Annotated in this window: 18 protein-coding genes; 6 read left to right on the forward strand and 12 right to left on the reverse strand. The window is 49.5% G+C overall.

Features of this window, described 5'->3' with window-relative positions:
- Positions 1-374: 374 nt before the first annotated feature.
- From H9Q13_RS06730 to H9Q13_RS06760, 7 genes are all read right to left on the reverse strand, one after another.
- Positions 375-830, reverse strand: a complete 456-nt coding sequence (locus tag H9Q13_RS06730; RefSeq protein ID WP_191182996.1) for a cold-shock protein — start codon at positions 828-830, stop codon at positions 375-377.
- Between the two features lie 69 nt (positions 831-899).
- Positions 900-1127, reverse strand: coding sequence for a hypothetical protein (locus H9Q13_RS06735; protein WP_191182997.1), 228 nt, complete (start codon positions 1125-1127; stop codon positions 900-902).
- A 145-nt stretch (positions 1128-1272) separates the two neighbouring features.
- A complete protein-coding gene (locus tag H9Q13_RS06740; RefSeq protein WP_191182998.1) occupies positions 1273-1464 on the reverse strand; it encodes a cold-shock protein in 192 nt (63 codons plus the stop codon).
- A 274-nt stretch (positions 1465-1738) separates the two neighbouring features.
- Complete coding sequence (locus tag H9Q13_RS06745; protein WP_191182999.1) at positions 1739-3004, reverse strand: MgtC/SapB family protein; 1266 nt, start codon at positions 3002-3004, stop codon at positions 1739-1741.
- A 114-nt stretch (positions 3005-3118) separates the two neighbouring features.
- Positions 3119-4465 carry a TolC family protein gene (locus H9Q13_RS06750; RefSeq protein ID WP_191183000.1) on the reverse strand — a complete coding sequence of 449 codons (1347 nt, stop codon included), beginning with the start codon at positions 4463-4465 and terminating at the stop codon, positions 3119-3121.
- Between the two features lie 53 nt (positions 4466-4518).
- The gene (locus tag H9Q13_RS06755; protein ID WP_191183001.1) at positions 4519-7623 is read right to left on the reverse strand and encodes an efflux RND transporter permease subunit; all 3105 of its coding nucleotides are present in this window, start codon (positions 7621-7623) and stop codon (positions 4519-4521) included.
- Positions 7624-7691: 68 nt separating this feature from the next.
- Positions 7692-8783 carry an efflux RND transporter periplasmic adaptor subunit gene (locus H9Q13_RS06760; protein ID WP_191183002.1) on the reverse strand — a complete coding sequence of 364 codons (1092 nt, stop codon included), beginning with the start codon at positions 8781-8783 and terminating at the stop codon, positions 7692-7694.
- Positions 8784-9000: 217 nt separating this feature from the next.
- Between H9Q13_RS06760 and H9Q13_RS06765 the strand changes: the two genes are divergently transcribed.
- Positions 9001-9336: an MGMT family protein gene (locus tag H9Q13_RS06765; RefSeq protein WP_191183003.1), complete on the forward strand. Its 336-nt coding sequence runs from the start codon at positions 9001-9003 to the stop codon at positions 9334-9336.
- A gap of 123 nt (positions 9337-9459) precedes the next feature.
- Here H9Q13_RS06765 and H9Q13_RS06770 read toward each other — a convergent pair whose 3' ends face one another.
- From H9Q13_RS06770 to H9Q13_RS06780, 3 genes are all read right to left on the reverse strand, one after another.
- A complete protein-coding gene (locus H9Q13_RS06770) occupies positions 9460-9867 on the reverse strand; it encodes a hypothetical protein (RefSeq protein ID WP_224744127.1) in 408 nt (135 codons plus the stop codon).
- A gap of 68 nt (positions 9868-9935) precedes the next feature.
- Positions 9936-10937, reverse strand: coding sequence for a S41 family peptidase (locus tag H9Q13_RS06775; protein WP_191183004.1), 1002 nt, complete (start codon positions 10935-10937; stop codon positions 9936-9938).
- A gap of 126 nt (positions 10938-11063) precedes the next feature.
- A complete protein-coding gene (locus H9Q13_RS06780; protein ID WP_191183005.1) occupies positions 11064-11639 on the reverse strand; it encodes an SUKH-4 family immunity protein in 576 nt (191 codons plus the stop codon).
- A gap of 722 nt (positions 11640-12361) precedes the next feature.
- Between H9Q13_RS06780 and H9Q13_RS06785 the strand changes: the two genes are divergently transcribed.
- The 3 genes from H9Q13_RS06785 (at position 12362) to H9Q13_RS06795 (ending at position 15457) form a co-directional block, all read left to right on the forward strand.
- On the forward strand, positions 12362-13471 hold the full coding sequence (locus tag H9Q13_RS06785; protein WP_191183006.1) for a sensor histidine kinase: 1110 nt from the start codon (positions 12362-12364) through the stop codon (positions 13469-13471).
- Between the two features lie 44 nt (positions 13472-13515).
- Complete coding sequence (locus tag H9Q13_RS06790; protein ID WP_191183007.1) at positions 13516-14253, forward strand: LytR/AlgR family response regulator transcription factor; 738 nt, start codon at positions 13516-13518, stop codon at positions 14251-14253.
- Between the two features lie 169 nt (positions 14254-14422).
- The gene (locus H9Q13_RS06795; RefSeq protein WP_191183008.1) at positions 14423-15457 is read left to right on the forward strand and encodes a hypothetical protein; all 1035 of its coding nucleotides are present in this window, start codon (positions 14423-14425) and stop codon (positions 15455-15457) included.
- Between the two features lie 15 nt (positions 15458-15472).
- Here the strand turns inward: H9Q13_RS06795 and H9Q13_RS06800 are convergent, their stop codons facing one another.
- Positions 15473-15847, reverse strand: a complete 375-nt coding sequence (locus tag H9Q13_RS06800; RefSeq protein ID WP_191183009.1) for a cupin domain-containing protein — start codon at positions 15845-15847, stop codon at positions 15473-15475.
- Positions 15848-15953: 106 nt separating this feature from the next.
- On the opposite strand from H9Q13_RS06800, the gene H9Q13_RS06805 reads away from it, so the two are divergent.
- Together H9Q13_RS06805 and H9Q13_RS06810 are read left to right on the forward strand one after the other, a co-directional pair.
- The gene (locus H9Q13_RS06805) at positions 15954-16337 is read left to right on the forward strand and encodes a hypothetical protein (RefSeq protein WP_191183010.1); all 384 of its coding nucleotides are present in this window, start codon (positions 15954-15956) and stop codon (positions 16335-16337) included.
- Between the two features lie 184 nt (positions 16338-16521).
- The gene (locus H9Q13_RS06810; protein WP_191183011.1) at positions 16522-17058 is read left to right on the forward strand and encodes a ferritin; all 537 of its coding nucleotides are present in this window, start codon (positions 16522-16524) and stop codon (positions 17056-17058) included.
- 50 nt (positions 17059-17108) lie between these two features.
- Here the strand turns inward: H9Q13_RS06810 and H9Q13_RS06815 are convergent, their stop codons facing one another.
- On the reverse strand, positions 17109-17393 hold the full coding sequence (locus tag H9Q13_RS06815; protein WP_191183012.1) for a (2Fe-2S) ferredoxin domain-containing protein: 285 nt from the start codon (positions 17391-17393) through the stop codon (positions 17109-17111).
- Positions 17394-17410 lie beyond the last annotated feature (17 nt).

Below are 17410 nucleotides of genomic sequence, written 5' to 3' on the forward strand. Positions count from 1 at the left end.
ACTTGTCAAGAATTGCTTTGTGCTGGCGTCGGCAAAATAGCGATGAGTAATCTCCTCATCAAAATCAGGACGGGTAGCCGTGCGGTATACCTGATCTGCTCGAAGTAGAGTGGCCAATACCCACTTTTCAAAAAATATTACGTGTTAATTTTCTGTTGAAAGTCGCTTCGGAGCAGGTAGCCAGAAAGGCCAGAAGAGGAAGGAGCCAAAGCGTTTGGAGTCCCATCATACAGTGTAGGTATAGGTTTAGCTATGATTTAAATCATGATAAAAAACAAGCCAAATTGCCAGCTAAATTAAACTAGCCCACTATACCTATACTGCAAAGGGAATGAAGTGAATTAGCAGAATGGCTCTGCTAATTCTTATGTAATCTAAGCAAGCTTTACGTTATAAGCGTTCAGTCCTTTTGGTCCGCGCTCTACTTCGAAAGTCACTTTATCGTTTTCTTTTATCTTATCTACTAGGCCGTTCTGGTGCACAAACACACGCTCCTGGCTCACATGGTCTTGTATAAAACCATAACCTTTGGAGTCGTTGAAGAAAGCCACGGTGCCTTTTCTGATCAGGTCAGCCGGATCAATATCCTCCTGCTTGGCAACGCCAATCTGGATATCTTCCTGCTTGATAACCTTTTTCTTCTTGGTGGGATCTGGAGGAGTAGAGGTAATGTTTCCATCTTCGTCCACGTAAGCCAGCATTTCATCTATACCTTTCCCCTTGTCGGAGTTGGCCTTACGCTCTTCTTTCTTCTGCTCCTTGTCTTGTCTTTTCTTAAGCTTCTTTTTTTCTTTTTCTTTTTTACTGAAGGTCTCTTGTGATCTACCCATATATGTTCTTAAATGTTCTTTTGTTATTTGGTATTCAATATGCTACGGCCCTGAACCAGGGCGGACGGCCTAGTATCTGAACAGGAAGTTAGTGCCGTTGCGTATCCACTTTTCGAAAAAAGTGTTGTCGTTGTACTCGCCTTCCACCAATTCGAAGTCAGGTTGGTTTTTATTTGAGCGGGAATCCATAAATTCAGGAAGTGAGTCCTGGTTGTTGGGGGTCCATTCTTGTCCTTTTTGCAGGGCTACGCAAAGGTACTCGCGAGTAGTGGTGTCTACGAGGTATTTTCTATTCATCTTGAGGTGGATTTAGGTGAAAAAATGCTGGCTAAAAGAGCCGGCTTTGTCTTGTAACGGGGGAGTAGCGCCTTCTCACACAAAAGTGAATGAAAAAAAAGCCTTACATGCAGTAAGGCTTTTTGAGATGGCTTATATGTGAAAACTAAGCACGTTTTACATTTACCGCGTTTAGTCCCTTTCTTCCTTCCTGCAGGTCAAAAGTTACTTTGTCGTTTTCCTGGATTTCATGCACCAGGCCAGACACGTGTACAAAGTACTCCTGATCTGAATTGTCTTCTTTGATAAACCCGAACCCTTTCAGGTCATTAAAGAATTTTACTGTTCCGTTATTCATTCTGTGATTTTTAAATATATACTAACTACAACCGCAGCAGCATATAGGTTCATTTATTTTTTTACAATTTACGATAAAATATTTACAAATGCGAACAGAAGCTCCCTATTGCGTAGAGATTTCCTGTTTTGGCAGGTATAAATAATGGTAAAACGTGTCCATCGGGATACATGAAAGTGGCTCTAAAGGCTTAGGAGGGGGTATTCATCAAGCCAGCCAATTTGTTTGATTTATTTTCAGAAATTACCAAAGCCTACCTGCTCTGCGAGGGTAATTACTCAAAAATAGAGGACAGCAGGCCTTCGGGCCACCACCACAAAACCAGTACGCCACCCAATAACACGATGCCAAAAAGCAAGGCTACCTTCGCAAGCAGGCTTTTGTTCCCCATGAAACCAACCAGCGCAGCCTTAAAAGCAATGTTGGAAAGGGCGGCTACCAGTATGATGCGCCATCCGGTGTCAGGCGCTATGTTGCCTACGTTCATCAGGCGGGAAGTAGACAGGGTAATGGCGTCAACGTCAGTCAGGCCCGAGATCACAGCCACAATATACAGGCCACTATCTCCGAAGTGGTCCTTGGCCGCTGCCGTGCCCAGGATGACGAGGGCATAAATAGCCCCGAATACCAATGCTGTTTTAAGATGAGCGGGGTTTTCCTGCTCGGGCATATGGTCTCCTGCCTCTTTATTCATAAAGTAGGCGACCAAGCCTGTGGCGCACATCAGCACGACAACGGCCAGGAGGGGAGGTGCCACTTCGGGCAGACTGGAAGGCGCCACGATCGCAATCTCGGTGAGGATACGGAAGAGGGCCACTGTCGAGGCGATAAATATCACGATTGCGGCCAACTGGCTGCTGCCTTTCGACTGGCTGGTGCGACGGGCGTAACTCACAGTGGTCGCGGTGCTCGAGATAAGTCCGCCCAGTACGCCGCCCAAAAAAGTGCCCGCCTTATTGCCGAAAATCTTGTAAATGAAATAGCCGAGCAAACCAATGCCAACGATCAGCACAACCATAAGCCAGATGTTGTGCGGGTTCAGTACCTGGTAAGGGCCGTACTCCCGATTCGGCAGGATAGGCAGGATGACCAGCGAGATAACCACAAACTGCATGATGGCCGTCAGATCTGTTTGGCCGATGCGGGCGACAAAGCGGTGAAGCGTTTCTTTGAGGTGCAGCAGCACGGCTACCGTGGCCCCGAGCGCCACCCCGACCGTTGTATCGCCCATTATCAAGTAGGCACCTACAGCATACATGACCAAGGCTGCCACTTCTGTGGTCTGGCCTACATCCGGCTGTTTTTCCTGACGCTTGAGTAAGTTAGCGACCACGACAATTCCGGCGGTGGCCAGCATACCCGCCCCCACAATCCAACCGCCAAAACCCTGAGCCAGCAATGCCGATAAAGAGCCGAAAAGGGTGATGAGCGGGAAAGTACGTATACCTGCGATCCGGGTGTTCTGGTGCTGACGCTGAAGACCAACCAATAGGCCAAGGCCCAGTGAAATGGCAAGTGTCTGGAAGAGGTCGTGTTCCATAAAGGTGTTTGGAGCATCCTTGTTTGTGTGCTAAGATATTGCCCTAAACGATAAAAGTATAGCCATGGCTATACTTTTATAAAGCAATACAAGTCTGGATCAAGCCAAAGCGTTCTATTCAGCGTTTTCCTGCAGCAGGGTGCTGCTTAGTCGCTTGAGTTCCGTTTCTGCGGCCTTTGCCTCGTATTGTATGTCGATCAGGCGGTTTTCGGCCACCAGCTGGTTGCGCTGTGCCTCACGCAATTCGATGGCTGTCAGCAAGCCCAGGCGGTAGCGCTCCATCGCAATGTCTGCGTTCTGTTTAGCCAGCAAAACATTCGATTCTTCCAGTTCCAGCAGTTGTATGCGGTTGACATAGCGGGCATAGGTGCGCGCCAGTTCCGACTGCAACCTGTTCTGCTCCTGGCTATAGGCCAGCGTAGTCGATTCCAGGGCAATGCGGGAGTTCTGTATCTGGCGGTTGATGTCCATGCCATTGAAGATCGGTAAGGTCAGGGCCACACCATAGTTAAAGCCTATACGCTGGCTTTCGTTGGTACCCACCGTATTGCCGAATATTACCGGGTCTTGCAAAGCACGATTATAACCGTAGCTACCGGTTAGGCCAATAGAAGGCAGACGCAGCGATCGGGCACTGCGCAGGTTATAAAGGGCCAGGTCACGGTTTACCTGTATGCGCTGCAGGTTAGGGTTGCCGGCCATCATGTTGCTGCCCACATTCCCAGGCTCAAGTCCTGTGTTGACCATGATGGTATCTGTTGTAACGAAATCTATGTTTGGGTCGCGGCCGAGCAGTTGGTTCAGGCTGATTTTGGCATTCTGAAGCAACTCCTGCTGGCGCAGCAACTCGGAGCGGTCCGCGTTGAAATCCACCCGTGCTCTTAGTATTTCTACCTTAGCGCTCACGCCCACCTCATACTGTTCCTGTGTAATATCCACGCGCTGCTGTGAGATAGCAATCGCATCTTCGATTGAGCTGATCTTACGGGACTGCCGCACCACTTCAAAGTAAGCGTCCAAAATGTCCGCCAGGGAGTTCTCTATAGTGGCTTTGGTCAATAACTGGCCCGAGCGGTCGAGCGACTTGAGGCGATTGTAGTTGATGAACATGCGCCCGCCATCGAAAAGGGTCCAATTTAGGAGCACGCTAGCGTTGGTTATGTTATTGGTGGAGTTATCAACCACCCTTGGCTCGTTGTTCTCGAATTGGTTTCGGATGTCATTCCTAGAAAAATCCTTGGCGACGCGACCATCAATCGTAGGCAATAGGGCCAGGTTGCGATAGCCCAGGTTGTTTTTCGCAATTTCCTGCTCTGTGGAAGCTATCCGGATATCATAATTGTTTTCCAGACCTATCTTGATGGCTTGCTCTAGAGTTAGTCGCTCTTGCGCCGAGAGTCTGCCGGGCAATAGCAACACCGCTCCCAGGAAGAGCAGCGCCATGGCTTTAAATGGGGACATTACTTTATAATGCAAAGGTTTAAATCTTAGCTTCAAGAATTGAATTTTAACTGTTACTTAATGAAAGCTGGCTCTCTTTCCTGTTTATGTGCTGCTTCGTGCTCCTCGTCCTTATCTGGCATCAGAGCCACGTTGGCCTCTGCCGAGGAGAAGAAGGAATAGACAGCAGGTATAATGTACAGGGTAAGGCCTGTGGCAAATATAAGACCGCCCACCACGGCTATACCCATAGAGGTACGGCTCTCCGATCCGGCTCCCAGGGCCAAAGCAATGGGCAGCGTACCGAGTATGGTAGACAAACTTGTCATCAGGATAGGGCGGAAGCGAGACACCGCGGCTTCTTTGGCAGCCTCCAGTTTGCTTAGCCCCTGTTCTTTTTTCTGGTTGGCAAATTCTACCAGCAGGATACCGTTCTTGGTTACGAGACCCACCAGCATGATCATACCGATCTGGCTAAAAATGTTAAGCGTCTGATCGAAATACCACAAACTTAAAAGAGCGCCTGCCAGCGCAAGCGGCACCGTGAACATGATGATGATCGGGTCGCGGAAACTTTCGAACTGAGCTGCCAGGGCCAGGTATATGAGTCCGAGGGCCAGCAGGAAAGCAAACATCAAGCTACCGGAGCTTTCCTGGAAATCTCGGGACTGGCCGGTCAGGGAAGTCTGGAATGTCTCATCGAGTACATCCTTGGCAATGGCATCCATGGCTTCTATACCGTCTCCGATGGTGTTGCCTTTGGTAAGGGTGGCACTGAAGGTAGCGGCGGCAAATCGGTTGAAGCGGTAGATTTGAGGCGATGAGCTTTCTTCTTTCAGTTCAATCAGGTTGTCGAGCTGTATCAGTTCGCCGCTGTTGTTTTTAACATAAAGACTTCGCAAATCCAAAGGCTCGCTACGGTTTTCACGTGCCACCTGGCCCAGTATCTGATACTGCTTGCCACCTCGCACAAAATAGCCGAAGCGCTGCCCGCTCAACCCCAACTGCATGGTCTGGGCCACGTCACGCACGCTCACACCCATCGAAATGGCTTTTTCACGATCAATCTCAACGCGCAGCTCCGGTTTGTTGAACTTCAGGTTGACGTCCACGAAATTGAAAGTAGGGTCCTGACGGGCTGCCTCCAGAAACGGAGGGATAATTTCACGCAGTTTGGCCATGCTTTGTGCCTGCACTACATACTGCACCGGCTGTCCGGCACCACGACCGCCACCCAGGCCCTTGTCACCTGATGCAAACGCCCTGGCGCCAGGTATCTGGTTCAGCAGACGCGGCATCTCATCCACGATCTCCTGCTGCGACTTGTCGCGTTTGTCTTTCTCGACCAGGCGAAGGCGAATAAAACCGGAGTTGGAGTTTCGGGTCATGGTGGTCATGCTGTTGATGCCACTAACCGAATCGTTGATCACGGCGGAAAGCTCGCTCATGTAGCGGTCCATAAACTCAAAGGACGCACCTTCCGGGCCTGATGTTTGGATACGGAGACCGCCTCTGTCTTCATCCGGGGTCAACTCAGACTGCAACGTGGAGAATTGCCACCAGATAACACCGGCAGAAAAGATCACGAGAATGAACGCCACCCAACGGAAAGCCATAAAGCTTTCCAAACTGCTCCTATACCCTTTTGTAAGCGAGGTGAAGAATGGCTCTGTTTTCCGGTAAAACCAGTTTGGCCTGTCCCGGTGCTTGAGCATGCGCGAGGCCATCATCGGGGTAAGCGTCAGCGACACGAAGGATGAAATGATCACAGCGCCAGCCACCACGATACCGAATTCACGGAAAAGCCGACCGGTGGTGTCTTCCAGGAAAGCAACCGGCATGAATACCGCTGCCAGGGCGATAGTCGTGGAAATAATGGCAAAATAGATTTCGGAAGCTCCTTTCTTGGCAGCTTTCATTGGCTCCTGGCCATCTTCTATGCGGGCGTAAATATTCTCCAGCATTACAATGGCATCATCCACCACCAGGCCAATTGCGAGCACGATACCAAGCAGGGTCAGTACGTTGATCGAGAAATCCATCAGGTACATGATAAAGAAGGCTCCTATGAGCGAAACAGGTATAGCAACCACCGGAATAATAGTGGAACGCCAGTCGCGCAGGAATAGGAAGATGATAACGACCACCAGGCCAAAGGCCACAAAAATGGTTTCCTTCACTTCGGCGATGGAGGCACGAACGTACTGGGAGTTGTCAAAACCGATAGTGAGTTGCAGGTCCTCCGGAATGTCTTTTTTGATGTGCTCCAGGCGGGCGTAAAACTCATCGGCGATCTCCACCTGGTTGGTGCCCGGCTGCGGGATAATCACTACCCCCACCATCGGGATACCATTGTAGCGAAGCACCGTTTTTTCGTTCTCGGGTGCCAGCTGCGCATAACCGATATCGCGGAAGCGGATCAACCTGTTGGCGTCTTCCCTTACCACCAGGTTATTGAACTCTTCGGGAGTGGAAATACGACCCATGGTTCTTACAGAAAGCTCTGTCGTAGCACCCTCAATGCTGCCCGAAGGAAGCTCCACGTTTTGTCTGGCCAGCGCATCACGCACTTCCAGGGGAGTAACCCGCAGGGCAGACAGCCTGTCCGGGTCCATCCAGAGGCGCATGGAGTAACGTTTGTCTCCCCAGATCTGGATTGAGCTGACACCAGGTATCGTCTGCAGCTGCTCCTTGAATACATTGGCCCCGATATCAGAAAGGTCCAGCAGGGAGCGGGTTTCGCTGCGTATACCCAGGAAAATGATGGGGTTTGCGTCCGCGTCCGCTTTCGATACGGTTGGCGGTTCGGCGTCTTCCGGGAGCCTGCGCTGGGCACGGGCCACGCGGTCGCGCACGTCGTTGGCGGCAGCTTCAAGGTCAACGCCCAGGTTAAACTCCACGGTGATGTTACTGTTGCCTTCGCTGCTCGATGAGGTGAGCGTGCGTATACCTGCTATGCCGTTGATGGACTCCTCGAGCGGCTCGGTGATCTCAGATTCGATCGTTTCGGCATTGGCCCCGGAATAACTCGTGGACACGTTTACTATCGGCGGGTCCACGCTCGGGTATTCGCGCACACCCAGGTATGTAATGCCTATAATCCCGAATACGATGATCGTGATGCTCATCACGATGGCAAGCACCGGGCGTTTTATACTGATGTTTGATAAACTAGCCATAATAATCTTCTACTAAAGACGCCGATAGAAGGAAGGATTGATGATACTTCCTCTCTACATGTTTGGCGCTACTGTACCTTTCCTCCAGATGTTGTCACTCTTCTGATACTTAAATCAGAGCCGGGGCGTGCCTGCAAAATGCCTGAGCTGATAATGGTATCGCCAGGTTCTACTCCTTCAATAATCTGAATCATGGTTTCGGAGCGTTGTCCGATCTTCACCATTTTGGGTTGTGCCTTGCCGCTCTTCGCCAGGAAGATCTTATGGCCTGTAGCCTCCGGAATAATGGACTCCGTTGGGATCAGGATGGCCTCATCCGAATTCTCCAGGCTGAGCTCTACTTTTACGAAAGCACCTGGTTTTATCTCCTGGTTCTTGTTCGGGAAGAGGGCTCGAAGTTGAAGCGTACGGGTTGCGGGGTCTATATTCGGTTGAATGGCGTAGATGGCTGCCTCATACCTTTCTGCGGTGCCTTCTGAGGTGAATGTGATCTTGTCTCCTACCTTCACAGACTGGCTGTATCGGCCCGGTATGGTGAAGTCGATCTTGACAGGGGAAATGTCTACAATGCGGGCAACAAGGGTAGTGGGGGTTACATAGCTGCCGACACTTACCTGGCGCAAACCGATAATGCCATTAAAAGGCGCGCGCACATAGGCCTTGTCTAAGGTCGCCCGGAGCGCCTGAATGTCTGCCGTGGCCGTGGCCAGTTGGTTACTCACCTGGTCGTACTCCTGGCGGCTGATGTACTCTTTTTCAAGCAATGTGCGCTGGCGCGCTTCCATGTCGCGGTATAGCTTTTGGTTGGACTGGAGTTTGGCGAGTTGGGCCCGCAGGTCGGCATCGTTCACTGTCAGCAGCAACTGTCCTTTTTTCACCTGGCTGCCCTCCTTGAAATTAAGCGCCGTTACCCGGCCCGAGATCTCACTGCGCAGCTCCACGTCCTCGTTTGGTATAACAGAGCCTGTTGACGTAATCTTGTTCTGGAAAGCAGTAGGAGACACAACAAAGACGTCTACCGCCACTTTCTGGGCCATTGGCCCGCCTGAAGGACCTGCCGCTTTGGTCTCGGCTTCTCCCGTGAAGATTTTATTGTACAACAGGTAGCCGACAGCAGCGGCAACCACCAGGAGGAGGATTGTTTTAACAGTTTTGTTCATTTATGCTTAAACTTCAATAGATGTAATCGGGTCTTTAGGGCGCGAAATGCTAATATTGTCTCTGTCGTCTATACAACAACGTTAAAGGCGTATAAATTTACATGCTTGAACCGGCAAAAGGAAAAGCATGGGTCCTGTACTCTACCAACAGGCACTTCTGTATGACAAACGACAGCTTTATAGGTTTAAAAGCGAACAGAATTTAATTAGTAAAGCAATGAGCGACAGCAAAAAGAACTTCTTTGAAGATGTATATGAAGTGGTGAAACTAATCCCGGAGGGGCGGGTAACCTCCTATGGGGCCATTGCCAGCTACCTGGGTTCCAAAGGCTCGGCCCGCATGGTGGGATGGGCTCTGATTGCCTCGCAACCCTTTGCCGCCATACCGGCGCACCGGGTGGTCAACCGGATAGGTATGCTCACCGGCAAGCAGCACTTCGAAGCGTCCAACGCCATGCAGGAGCGCCTGGAGCAGGAAGGAGTGAAGGTAGCGCATGACCAGGTAGTGGAGTTCGAGAAACTGTTCTGGGACCCGGCGAAGGAGCTTTTGTGAGTTTGTGAGTTTAGGAGTTTGGGAGTTAGAGAGTTTGGGAGTTAGGATTTCGTAGGGACAGGTCGCGACCTGTCCGTGTTGGCGGTTTGTTAATTGCTTTGATTACGCAGCTATACCTATACCTTACCTTCTCAAATTTATCACCCGGATGTCTGCAGGTAAGATCTGGTTGTTTACCGAAATCTGTTCTAATGCAGAGGTGCTCAGGCAGCACTCCGATGAGCTGGTGCGGGAGATGGCCAGCTTGATGGAATCGGTCTGGTCTAGTGCCGTAACATAGTACGCAGTGATTTCCGGGTCCACAGCCACCAATGCATAGTCAGCCTCGAACCGAACAAAAGCAGGTTGCTTTGTTCCGTTTTGCATGTAGTATACCTCTATGTCTTCCGCACCTAGCGATGCATTATCGCCAAACAGCAGGTCTTCCCTGGTTTCACTTGAAGTGATGGTAAATGCAACAGACTCTACTGACAGACAGTCTATACCTTCGCAATTGTTATTGCAGGCGTACAGGAAGGGAAGTAGCAGCAAAAGCAGCAGATAGTTTAGTTATTTCATATGAGGTGAAGATAAATTTAGCGATGCTACCACAGCACGTTTTACTTACCCTTTTCTATATACGCTTTAGCTTTTTCCATATAAACCTTATCCTTTTCAGACTTGTCCTTCGGTAGATTTTCCAGCCTGATGTCTGGCGCAATCCCTTCACCTGGCTTGTCATAGACTTTGCTGTTTCTGTCGATGTAGTTGCCTTCGGTTAAAACCAAGTAAGCCCCGTCTGATAGCTCGTGCTCACTGTTGGAAGATGTTAGACCATTTGTATTAGTGCCAATCAGCACGGTGTTGCGTCTGCCGACAAAAGTGGTGGCTACAATCTCCCCAGAACTGGCAGTCTCATTGGCGATGAGGACCGCTACCGGTTTCCTGTTGCTTTTAATTTTGTATGGTGTTGCATTCATATTAAAGACGAGTTGATCATTTTGAAAAACCTGTCCTTTTTTATAGATCCAGTATGTATCGTTCCCGTCGGCATCTCGCCATCCGACACACTTTTCGCTTTCTACAAAAGGGCCGATTCCAGCCGACATAGGTATGGACATCCCGCCGTCGTTCTGGCGCAGGTCAATAATCCAGCCCTTCGGCTTTTGGCGGTCCAGTTGTCTGATGGCTGCCTGAATGGATGCGGCATATTCCCATTGCTCATCGAGGTTAATTACCGCAAAAGGAGGGATCTGAATGTAAGCATATTTGTTATCCAACATTCTGAAATCGGGGGTGGGAAATTTCATGCCTAGTGCCCTGTAACCCTGCTTATAGGCTTCTATCATTTCCGGCAGATAAAAGCCAGAGTGATGGTCTTTAAGCTGTTCTAATGCGTCAGCGATGATAGGGTACGTGCTTCTGATATTACTTGCAGTGTCTGTCTTTGTCAAAGCACTGGCATACAAGCTTTCCCAGTCAACTTTGCTTTTGTTAACGGAGCGAGCCTTCATAATATCCAGTGCTTCGGTAACGTAAGTTTTAGGTGAGTCTGCCTGAGAATATGCCTGGAAGAATGATGTAGAAATGAGGGTAAAAAGTAATAGTAAAGGTGTTTTCATTGTGTGTTAAGTTTGTTTTTAATTCGTGTATTGTTGCGGCTTTTACAATTTTATTAACGGCTTGTACAGACTGTGAACGAGGCGAAGCCGAGTATAGAGCCTGTGCCTTGTTAGCACCTGTAATTCTTATTTTTGATTCTGGTAGTATTCCCTATTCCCTAATAATTGAGCAAGCTCCTGCACCCAAAAGGTATTAGTTCTAAGCGCTTTATTGTCTGCTGCTTCCATAGCCTTGTTCAATTCTTCGTACTGGCTATCTGTGAAGTCTGCGTCAAGAAAGGCGTCTTCGCCATTTACTCTAATGACTTCTTCAACAAATCTTTTGTATAGAGTTAGAAACTGAAATAACTCTTTAACTGAAGAGTTCATGAATGTTGGCTCGAAGTCTTCTTCATGGTTCAAAGTCACGACTTGGCATTCATTCTGAAGGTCTATGCAAACAGGGTCACCAACACCGTCAGAGCCTATACTTAGATAGTATTTATGACTATCTTCTCCCGTCTCAAAGGTGTCAAAGATGCTACTTAATTCCTTTTCTGAGTCACCAGCAAATGATAAGAATGGTGCAGCAGATGTTGGTAGTCCGACACTTGATAGAAAGTCTGCTGTTTCTTCATTCAACCCTTTGCCAGATAGGTCATGTATACTAAATTTAAATAGCTTTTCAGACTCCCAATCTTTTATCAGCTCTTTATAATCCATTGCTTAGTGGTTAAGGGAAAGCACTACTTCTACGTTGCTACAAACTTTCTATGATAAGGTATATACCCGCCAAAATGAAAATTATGGAGCTTGAAAGGATTTTAATGTTACCTCCAAACCCAGCCCCTTTAGATTGTAAATCTGTAATTGCTTTATATAATACAACAACACCAATCAGGAGCAAGGCTGAACCAATTAGAATTTTTACTGTCCCGTTCATTTATAATATTTGTTGGTGCTAACTACCTGGTAGCAGGAATTCCTACTCCCACTATCTGCACTATATATTGATCGAAAAGTCTTTACAGTTTACCATTCACCAGCTACATCGCTATACCAATATATAGAAAAATTTGTAAATTAAGGTATAGCCAATAAAAAAAGCGCTGCCCTGACCGGCAACGCTTCCCTTTCAAACAAACCATCGGCGGCCGACCCGGAGGTCGGCCCACCAACAGCAGCTATTCTCATAGCTTACAGAATACATAATATGCAGCACTAACAGGGCTCTGTTTCCCCGATAGTGATGCAAGTATAAGACACTGAAATTTTGGGAATGCGGATATTAGACAGGCGGCAGTTTCTTATACCTCAACAGCAGGTATAGCACCCCGCAGGCTATAAGTAGGACTGGCTTTGCCGTTAGGGTGGCAGGTATAGCCGATCGTCTAAAAGCGGCTGCTGGCTAGGGACTTAAAACCCAGAAACAGTACCTTTGTAAAATGGAAGTGAAATTGAATGCGGAGCAGGCATTGGAGGTAAAAGCTTGGAGCCTGCCCGACATCCGGAATATAACCCAGAACCGATTGCTGCTGCACCTGCTCTTCTGGGCGGGCTATGTCTGCTTTTTCGGGCTGCTCTACGGAAGTTACATCGACGATTACTACAACGCCTTCATGATCGAGCTCATTGAGCTGCCTTTCAAGATGACGCTGGTGTATTTCAACATGCATTTCCTGATGCCGCAGTACCTATTGCAGAAGCGCTACCTGGAGTTTGCTGTATACCTGCTTCTGATGATGATGGCCATCGGCACGCTCATGCAGTTTGTGCTCATGCCGCTGCTCATCCACCCGCTCATTTGCCCCACTACCTGCACCGAAGACAACCTGACGCTCTACCGCTTCGTGAAAAACGTGGTCAACCTAGGTTACCTGGTGTCGATCTCGGCGGCTATATACCTGCTCAAAAACTGGTACCGGCATCAGCAGTCGGCCCAAACGCTGGCGCAGGACAAGCTGGAGGCGGAGCTCAAGTTCCTGAAAGGGCAGATCCACCCACATTTTCTTTTCAACACGCTCAACAGCCTGTATTCGCTCACGCTCCGGAAATCGGAGAATGCGCCGGAAGTGGTGCTCAAGCTTTCGGGTCTGATGGACTACATGCTCTACGACGCCGCTGCTGCCAAAGTGCCGCTCGAAAAGGAACTGAACTACATCCAGAACTACATCGCCCTGGAGCGCATTCGCTACGGCAACCGGGTGGATATCAGCTATACCGAGTCTGGAGGTATAGCCGGCAAGCAGATCGCCCCCATGATGATGTTGCCTTTTGTGGAGAATGCCTTTAAGCACGGGGTGAGCACCGAAACCCAAAATGCCTGGATCAGGGTGGATGTGAAGGTGCAGGACGACAAACTGGTGGTGCTGGTAGAGAACTGCAAATGCTGCGAAGCAGCCAGCAGCAGTCACCGTGATTTTGCCTCCGGTATAGGCCTTAAGAATGTGCGCCGCCGCCTGGAGCTGCTTTACGAAAATAGGTATAGCCTGGATGTGGAAGACGAAACGGAAAGCTACGCCGTGCGCCTTGAACTGGAACTAGGGGAGGAGTAAAATACCAAGTGCCGTTTATACCTGATGCCATACCTTAAGAGAACATGAAGCTACGCTGTATAATTGTGGATGATGAGCCCCTGGCGCTGGATGTGCTGGAGACCTTTGTGGAGCGCCTCGACAACCTCGAGTTGGTGTGCCGCTGCAGCAATGCGGTAGAAGCCTACAACTGCCTACAGGCCGAGCATGTCGACCTGATCTTTCTGGATATCCAGATGCCCAAGCTGACAGGTATAGACTTTCTCAAATCCTTATCAAATCCGCCCAAGGTCATCTTCACCACCGCCTACCGCGACTATGCCCTGGATAGTTACGAACTCAACGCCGTGGATTATCTGCTCAAGCCCATCGCTTTCGACCGTTTCCTGAAAGCAGTAGCCAAGGTAACGCCGGCGGAGCCCAAAGGGATGGCGGCTATACCTGCGGCACCGGTACAGGCTGAGCCAGATTACAAAGAGGCTTTCATCTACCTCAAAGCCGACAAGAAAATGGTGAAGGTGATGCTCTCCGATATCCTCTACATCGAAAGCCTGAAAGACTACATCCGGGTGAAGACAGAAACGAAGGAGATCATCTCCTATCAAAAGATCAGTTTCCTGGAAGAGAAGCTGCCAACCGACAAGTTCCTGCGCATACACCGCTCTTTCATCATCGCCCTCGACAAGATCCAGGCTTTTTCCGCCACCGCCGTCGACATCGGCAAAACCGAAATCCCGATCGGCCGCTTCTACAAAAACGACGTGCTGCAAGTGCTCGGCCAGAACAATCTGTTGGAGAGTTGAAAAAGTTAGAAAGTTGGGAAGTTAGAAAGTTAGAAAGTTTAGGGGGCGACTATACCTGTGAGGGTTGAGACTGGTTGTGCCGTGAAGTGCAGCAGTATTTCAAAATTTCCGTATGCAGGGATAATTTCATAACTTCTAAACTTTCTAACTTCCCAACTTCCCAAACTCCTTGAACACTATCTCCAAAAAGAAGCAGTTTTACCCGATTGCTGATTGCCTGCGGGCCTACCTGCATGGGTACGACCGCGAAACCAAGCTGCCGGTGCTCTATGAGGACCTGATCCACTATACCGATGCCTTCCCTTACTACGACAAAAAAGGGCACGATACGCTCTGGGAAACAGTGATGTTTGACCAGCAGGCACAGGAGGAGCTGAACAAAGGCCTGACGCAGATTTACGCCTTGCTCAAAACAGATGGGGATATGTCGGTGATGGAGCACCTGTACGTGTCGCGGGTAGACTACTGCACTTTTGGAAACTCCAACCCCTTCCGGGTGCAGATCATGAACCAGCTCAACGACAACTACGACTACTTTTATGTGAAGCGTGCCGATGCCTCGCGCATTTATGGACTAGAACTGGAGTATGTGCTGTCGCCCAACCGCATTAACTACCTCGTCGATGGTGACACGCTTATCGAGGAGCACATTGCCGGTATTCCGGGCGATATTTTCATCAAAGACTATCTCGAACGGCCCGGCACCAACAAGGTGCGTATAGCCAAAGAATTTGTGAAATTTAATGAGCGCTGCTTTGTGCGTCTGCTCGGCGACATGCGCTCCTATAACTATGTGGTGGATATCACCCCGGATTTTGAGGACGAGCAGTACCGGGTGCGCCCCATCGACTTCGACCAGCAGTCCTATGAGGGCCGGAAGTCGATGTACCTGCCGCAGTATTTCAAAGATAATAATGTGATTGTGGAACTGGTGCTCAAGCTGCTAAAGCCCGAAACCGTGAAGCAGTACCAGAACGAGGAGCGCACCCTGATCTTCCGGCGCCTGCGCACGGCCCGCTACCGCCTCAAAGACCTGATCGACTGCATGCGCAACGATACCATCTCCTCGCCCGAAAAAATAGAACGGCTGAAGCAGGAGCTGGCCAAACACCATCAGTCAGACGATTTCCTGAAATGCAAAGGGATGGGTGACCTCGTGCGCCTGAACCTCAAAACGATCATGAAAAAAGCGAAGATCAAGTAGCGCCTATACCTGCGTTTATAATCGCTCCAGGTGCCGGCGGGTGCGGTCGCTGTCGGTCAGGTTGCCGGTATTTACCGTGGTGGCTGGCTCAAACAGTAGTACTTCCGCCTCTTCGTTTGCTACTGGCCGGTGCTCTACGCCACGCGGCACGATCAAAAACTCCCCTGGGTGCACTGTTACTGTCTTATCCCGGAACTCCATGTCGAATTTGCCCTTCACGACCAGGAAAAGCTCGTCCTCGTGGTCATGGTGGTGCCACTCGAAAGGTCCGCTGAACTTGGCCAGCTTCACCTGCTGTCCGTTTAGCTCGCCCACTATGCGCGGGTTCCAGTGGTCAGGTATCTGGGCGAACTTCTCCGCCAGGTTTACTTTTTCTATGTTGGGTGCCATAAGGTGTAGTTTTAAGGAGTTACAAATATCAGTTAAATTTATTTGGACTGATTCTAAATAGAGCTTACCTTTGTGCTGTCAGAATTACAAACCCATAGCCAGCAGCATGATAGCAGTTACAGCAAAGCCAGGAGATAACACGCCAGCAATCGCAGAATTGGTCGAAATATATGCTAACCAGGCAGGGGTTGTGTACCAGTGCGACCGCAAGCGCCGCCTGCTGGTAAACTTTACCGGTACGCTCTCTGTACTCAAAGTAGACGCTTTTTTACGACTGAAGCAAGCCGTCGACAGCATCGACCTGGAGCAGATGGCCGCTAATCCTTCCCGCTCGTCCGATTACGAAATTGTTTCGGTGTGTGGCTGTGACCGTTGTTTTATCCTGAGCCTGACGGAACTCTATACCTTGCGTGACCTGCTGGCCGGAGCCAAGTTCATGATGGAGCTCAACCGCATGCTGCACGAGTGCCTGACTCCCCTGGAAGCCTAGTTCTGTAACAACCGCTATACCTGTCAGCACAGCCCACCAGCTGTGCTTTTTTATTTAGACTTCTTCCATATTTCTGGCGGCCTGTCCTTTTTCAGAACATTATACCTATCTTGATGGTAAGAATAAAAGACGTGCTTCCTGCAATAGCACCTCATCAGTTTGAACGAAAATAATACCCATACACATGAAGGATCTACTAAGACTAAGAACCTCACTTACCGAAGAAATAGAGAAAGTACTGAACGACCAGATTAAAATGGAGGCCGAGGCGTCGGCTATGTACCTGGCCATGTCGTCGTGGTGCGACCGCAACGGCTTCGATTTCAGCGCCGGCTACTTCAAAAAGCAGTCAGACGAGGAGCGGGAACACATGCTGCGCCTTTTCAAGTTCGTGTCTGATATGGGTGGCCGGGCGGTTTCACCGGACATTTCAGGTATACAGATCGAGTTCGAAACGTTTAAAAGCGTGTTCGAACAGGCGCTTCAACAGGAGATTGCCGTCACGCAGTCTTTCAACCGCATGGCCGACAAGTGCATGAAGGCCAAAGATTTTGTGACGTTTACGTTCCTGCAGTGGTTCCTGAAAGAGCAGATCGAGGAAGAATATGTGGCCCGCCGTGCGCTCGAGCTTTTCGAGATAATCGGGGAAGAAGGTACCGGCCAGTACGAGATCGACAAGCGTGTACCCAAGATCAAGTACGAGGATACGTACGAAGATTAATAAACCCTGTAATAAAGAGAAAGCCTGTGGAATTGCTCCAAAGGCTTTTTTTATACCTGTTTGTCAGACTGTATAATGTGTTCCTGAAAGGTTTTTTGGGCCTGCTGCTCGGTGGTGTGGTGCAGCCATACATTGTTAGGTTGAAAACTCATGACCGGGGCGAAGTCGCAGCGGTCGGTACACTCGGTTTTTACCACTTCCACTTTTCCTTTCAATCCCATTTCCTTGATCATGTTGCGGATAGTTTTGCCGATGTCCTTGCTGCCTTTTTTCTTGCATTTACTGCCGGTGCAGACATAAATAACCTTGTCCGGCACGTTGAATCCTTTGCTCATGTAATCTTATAAAGGTG

The sequence above is a fragment of the Pontibacter aquaedesilientis genome (assembly GCF_014773225.1).
Lineage (GTDB): Bacteria > Bacteroidota > Bacteroidia > Cytophagales > Hymenobacteraceae > Pontibacter > Pontibacter aquaedesilientis.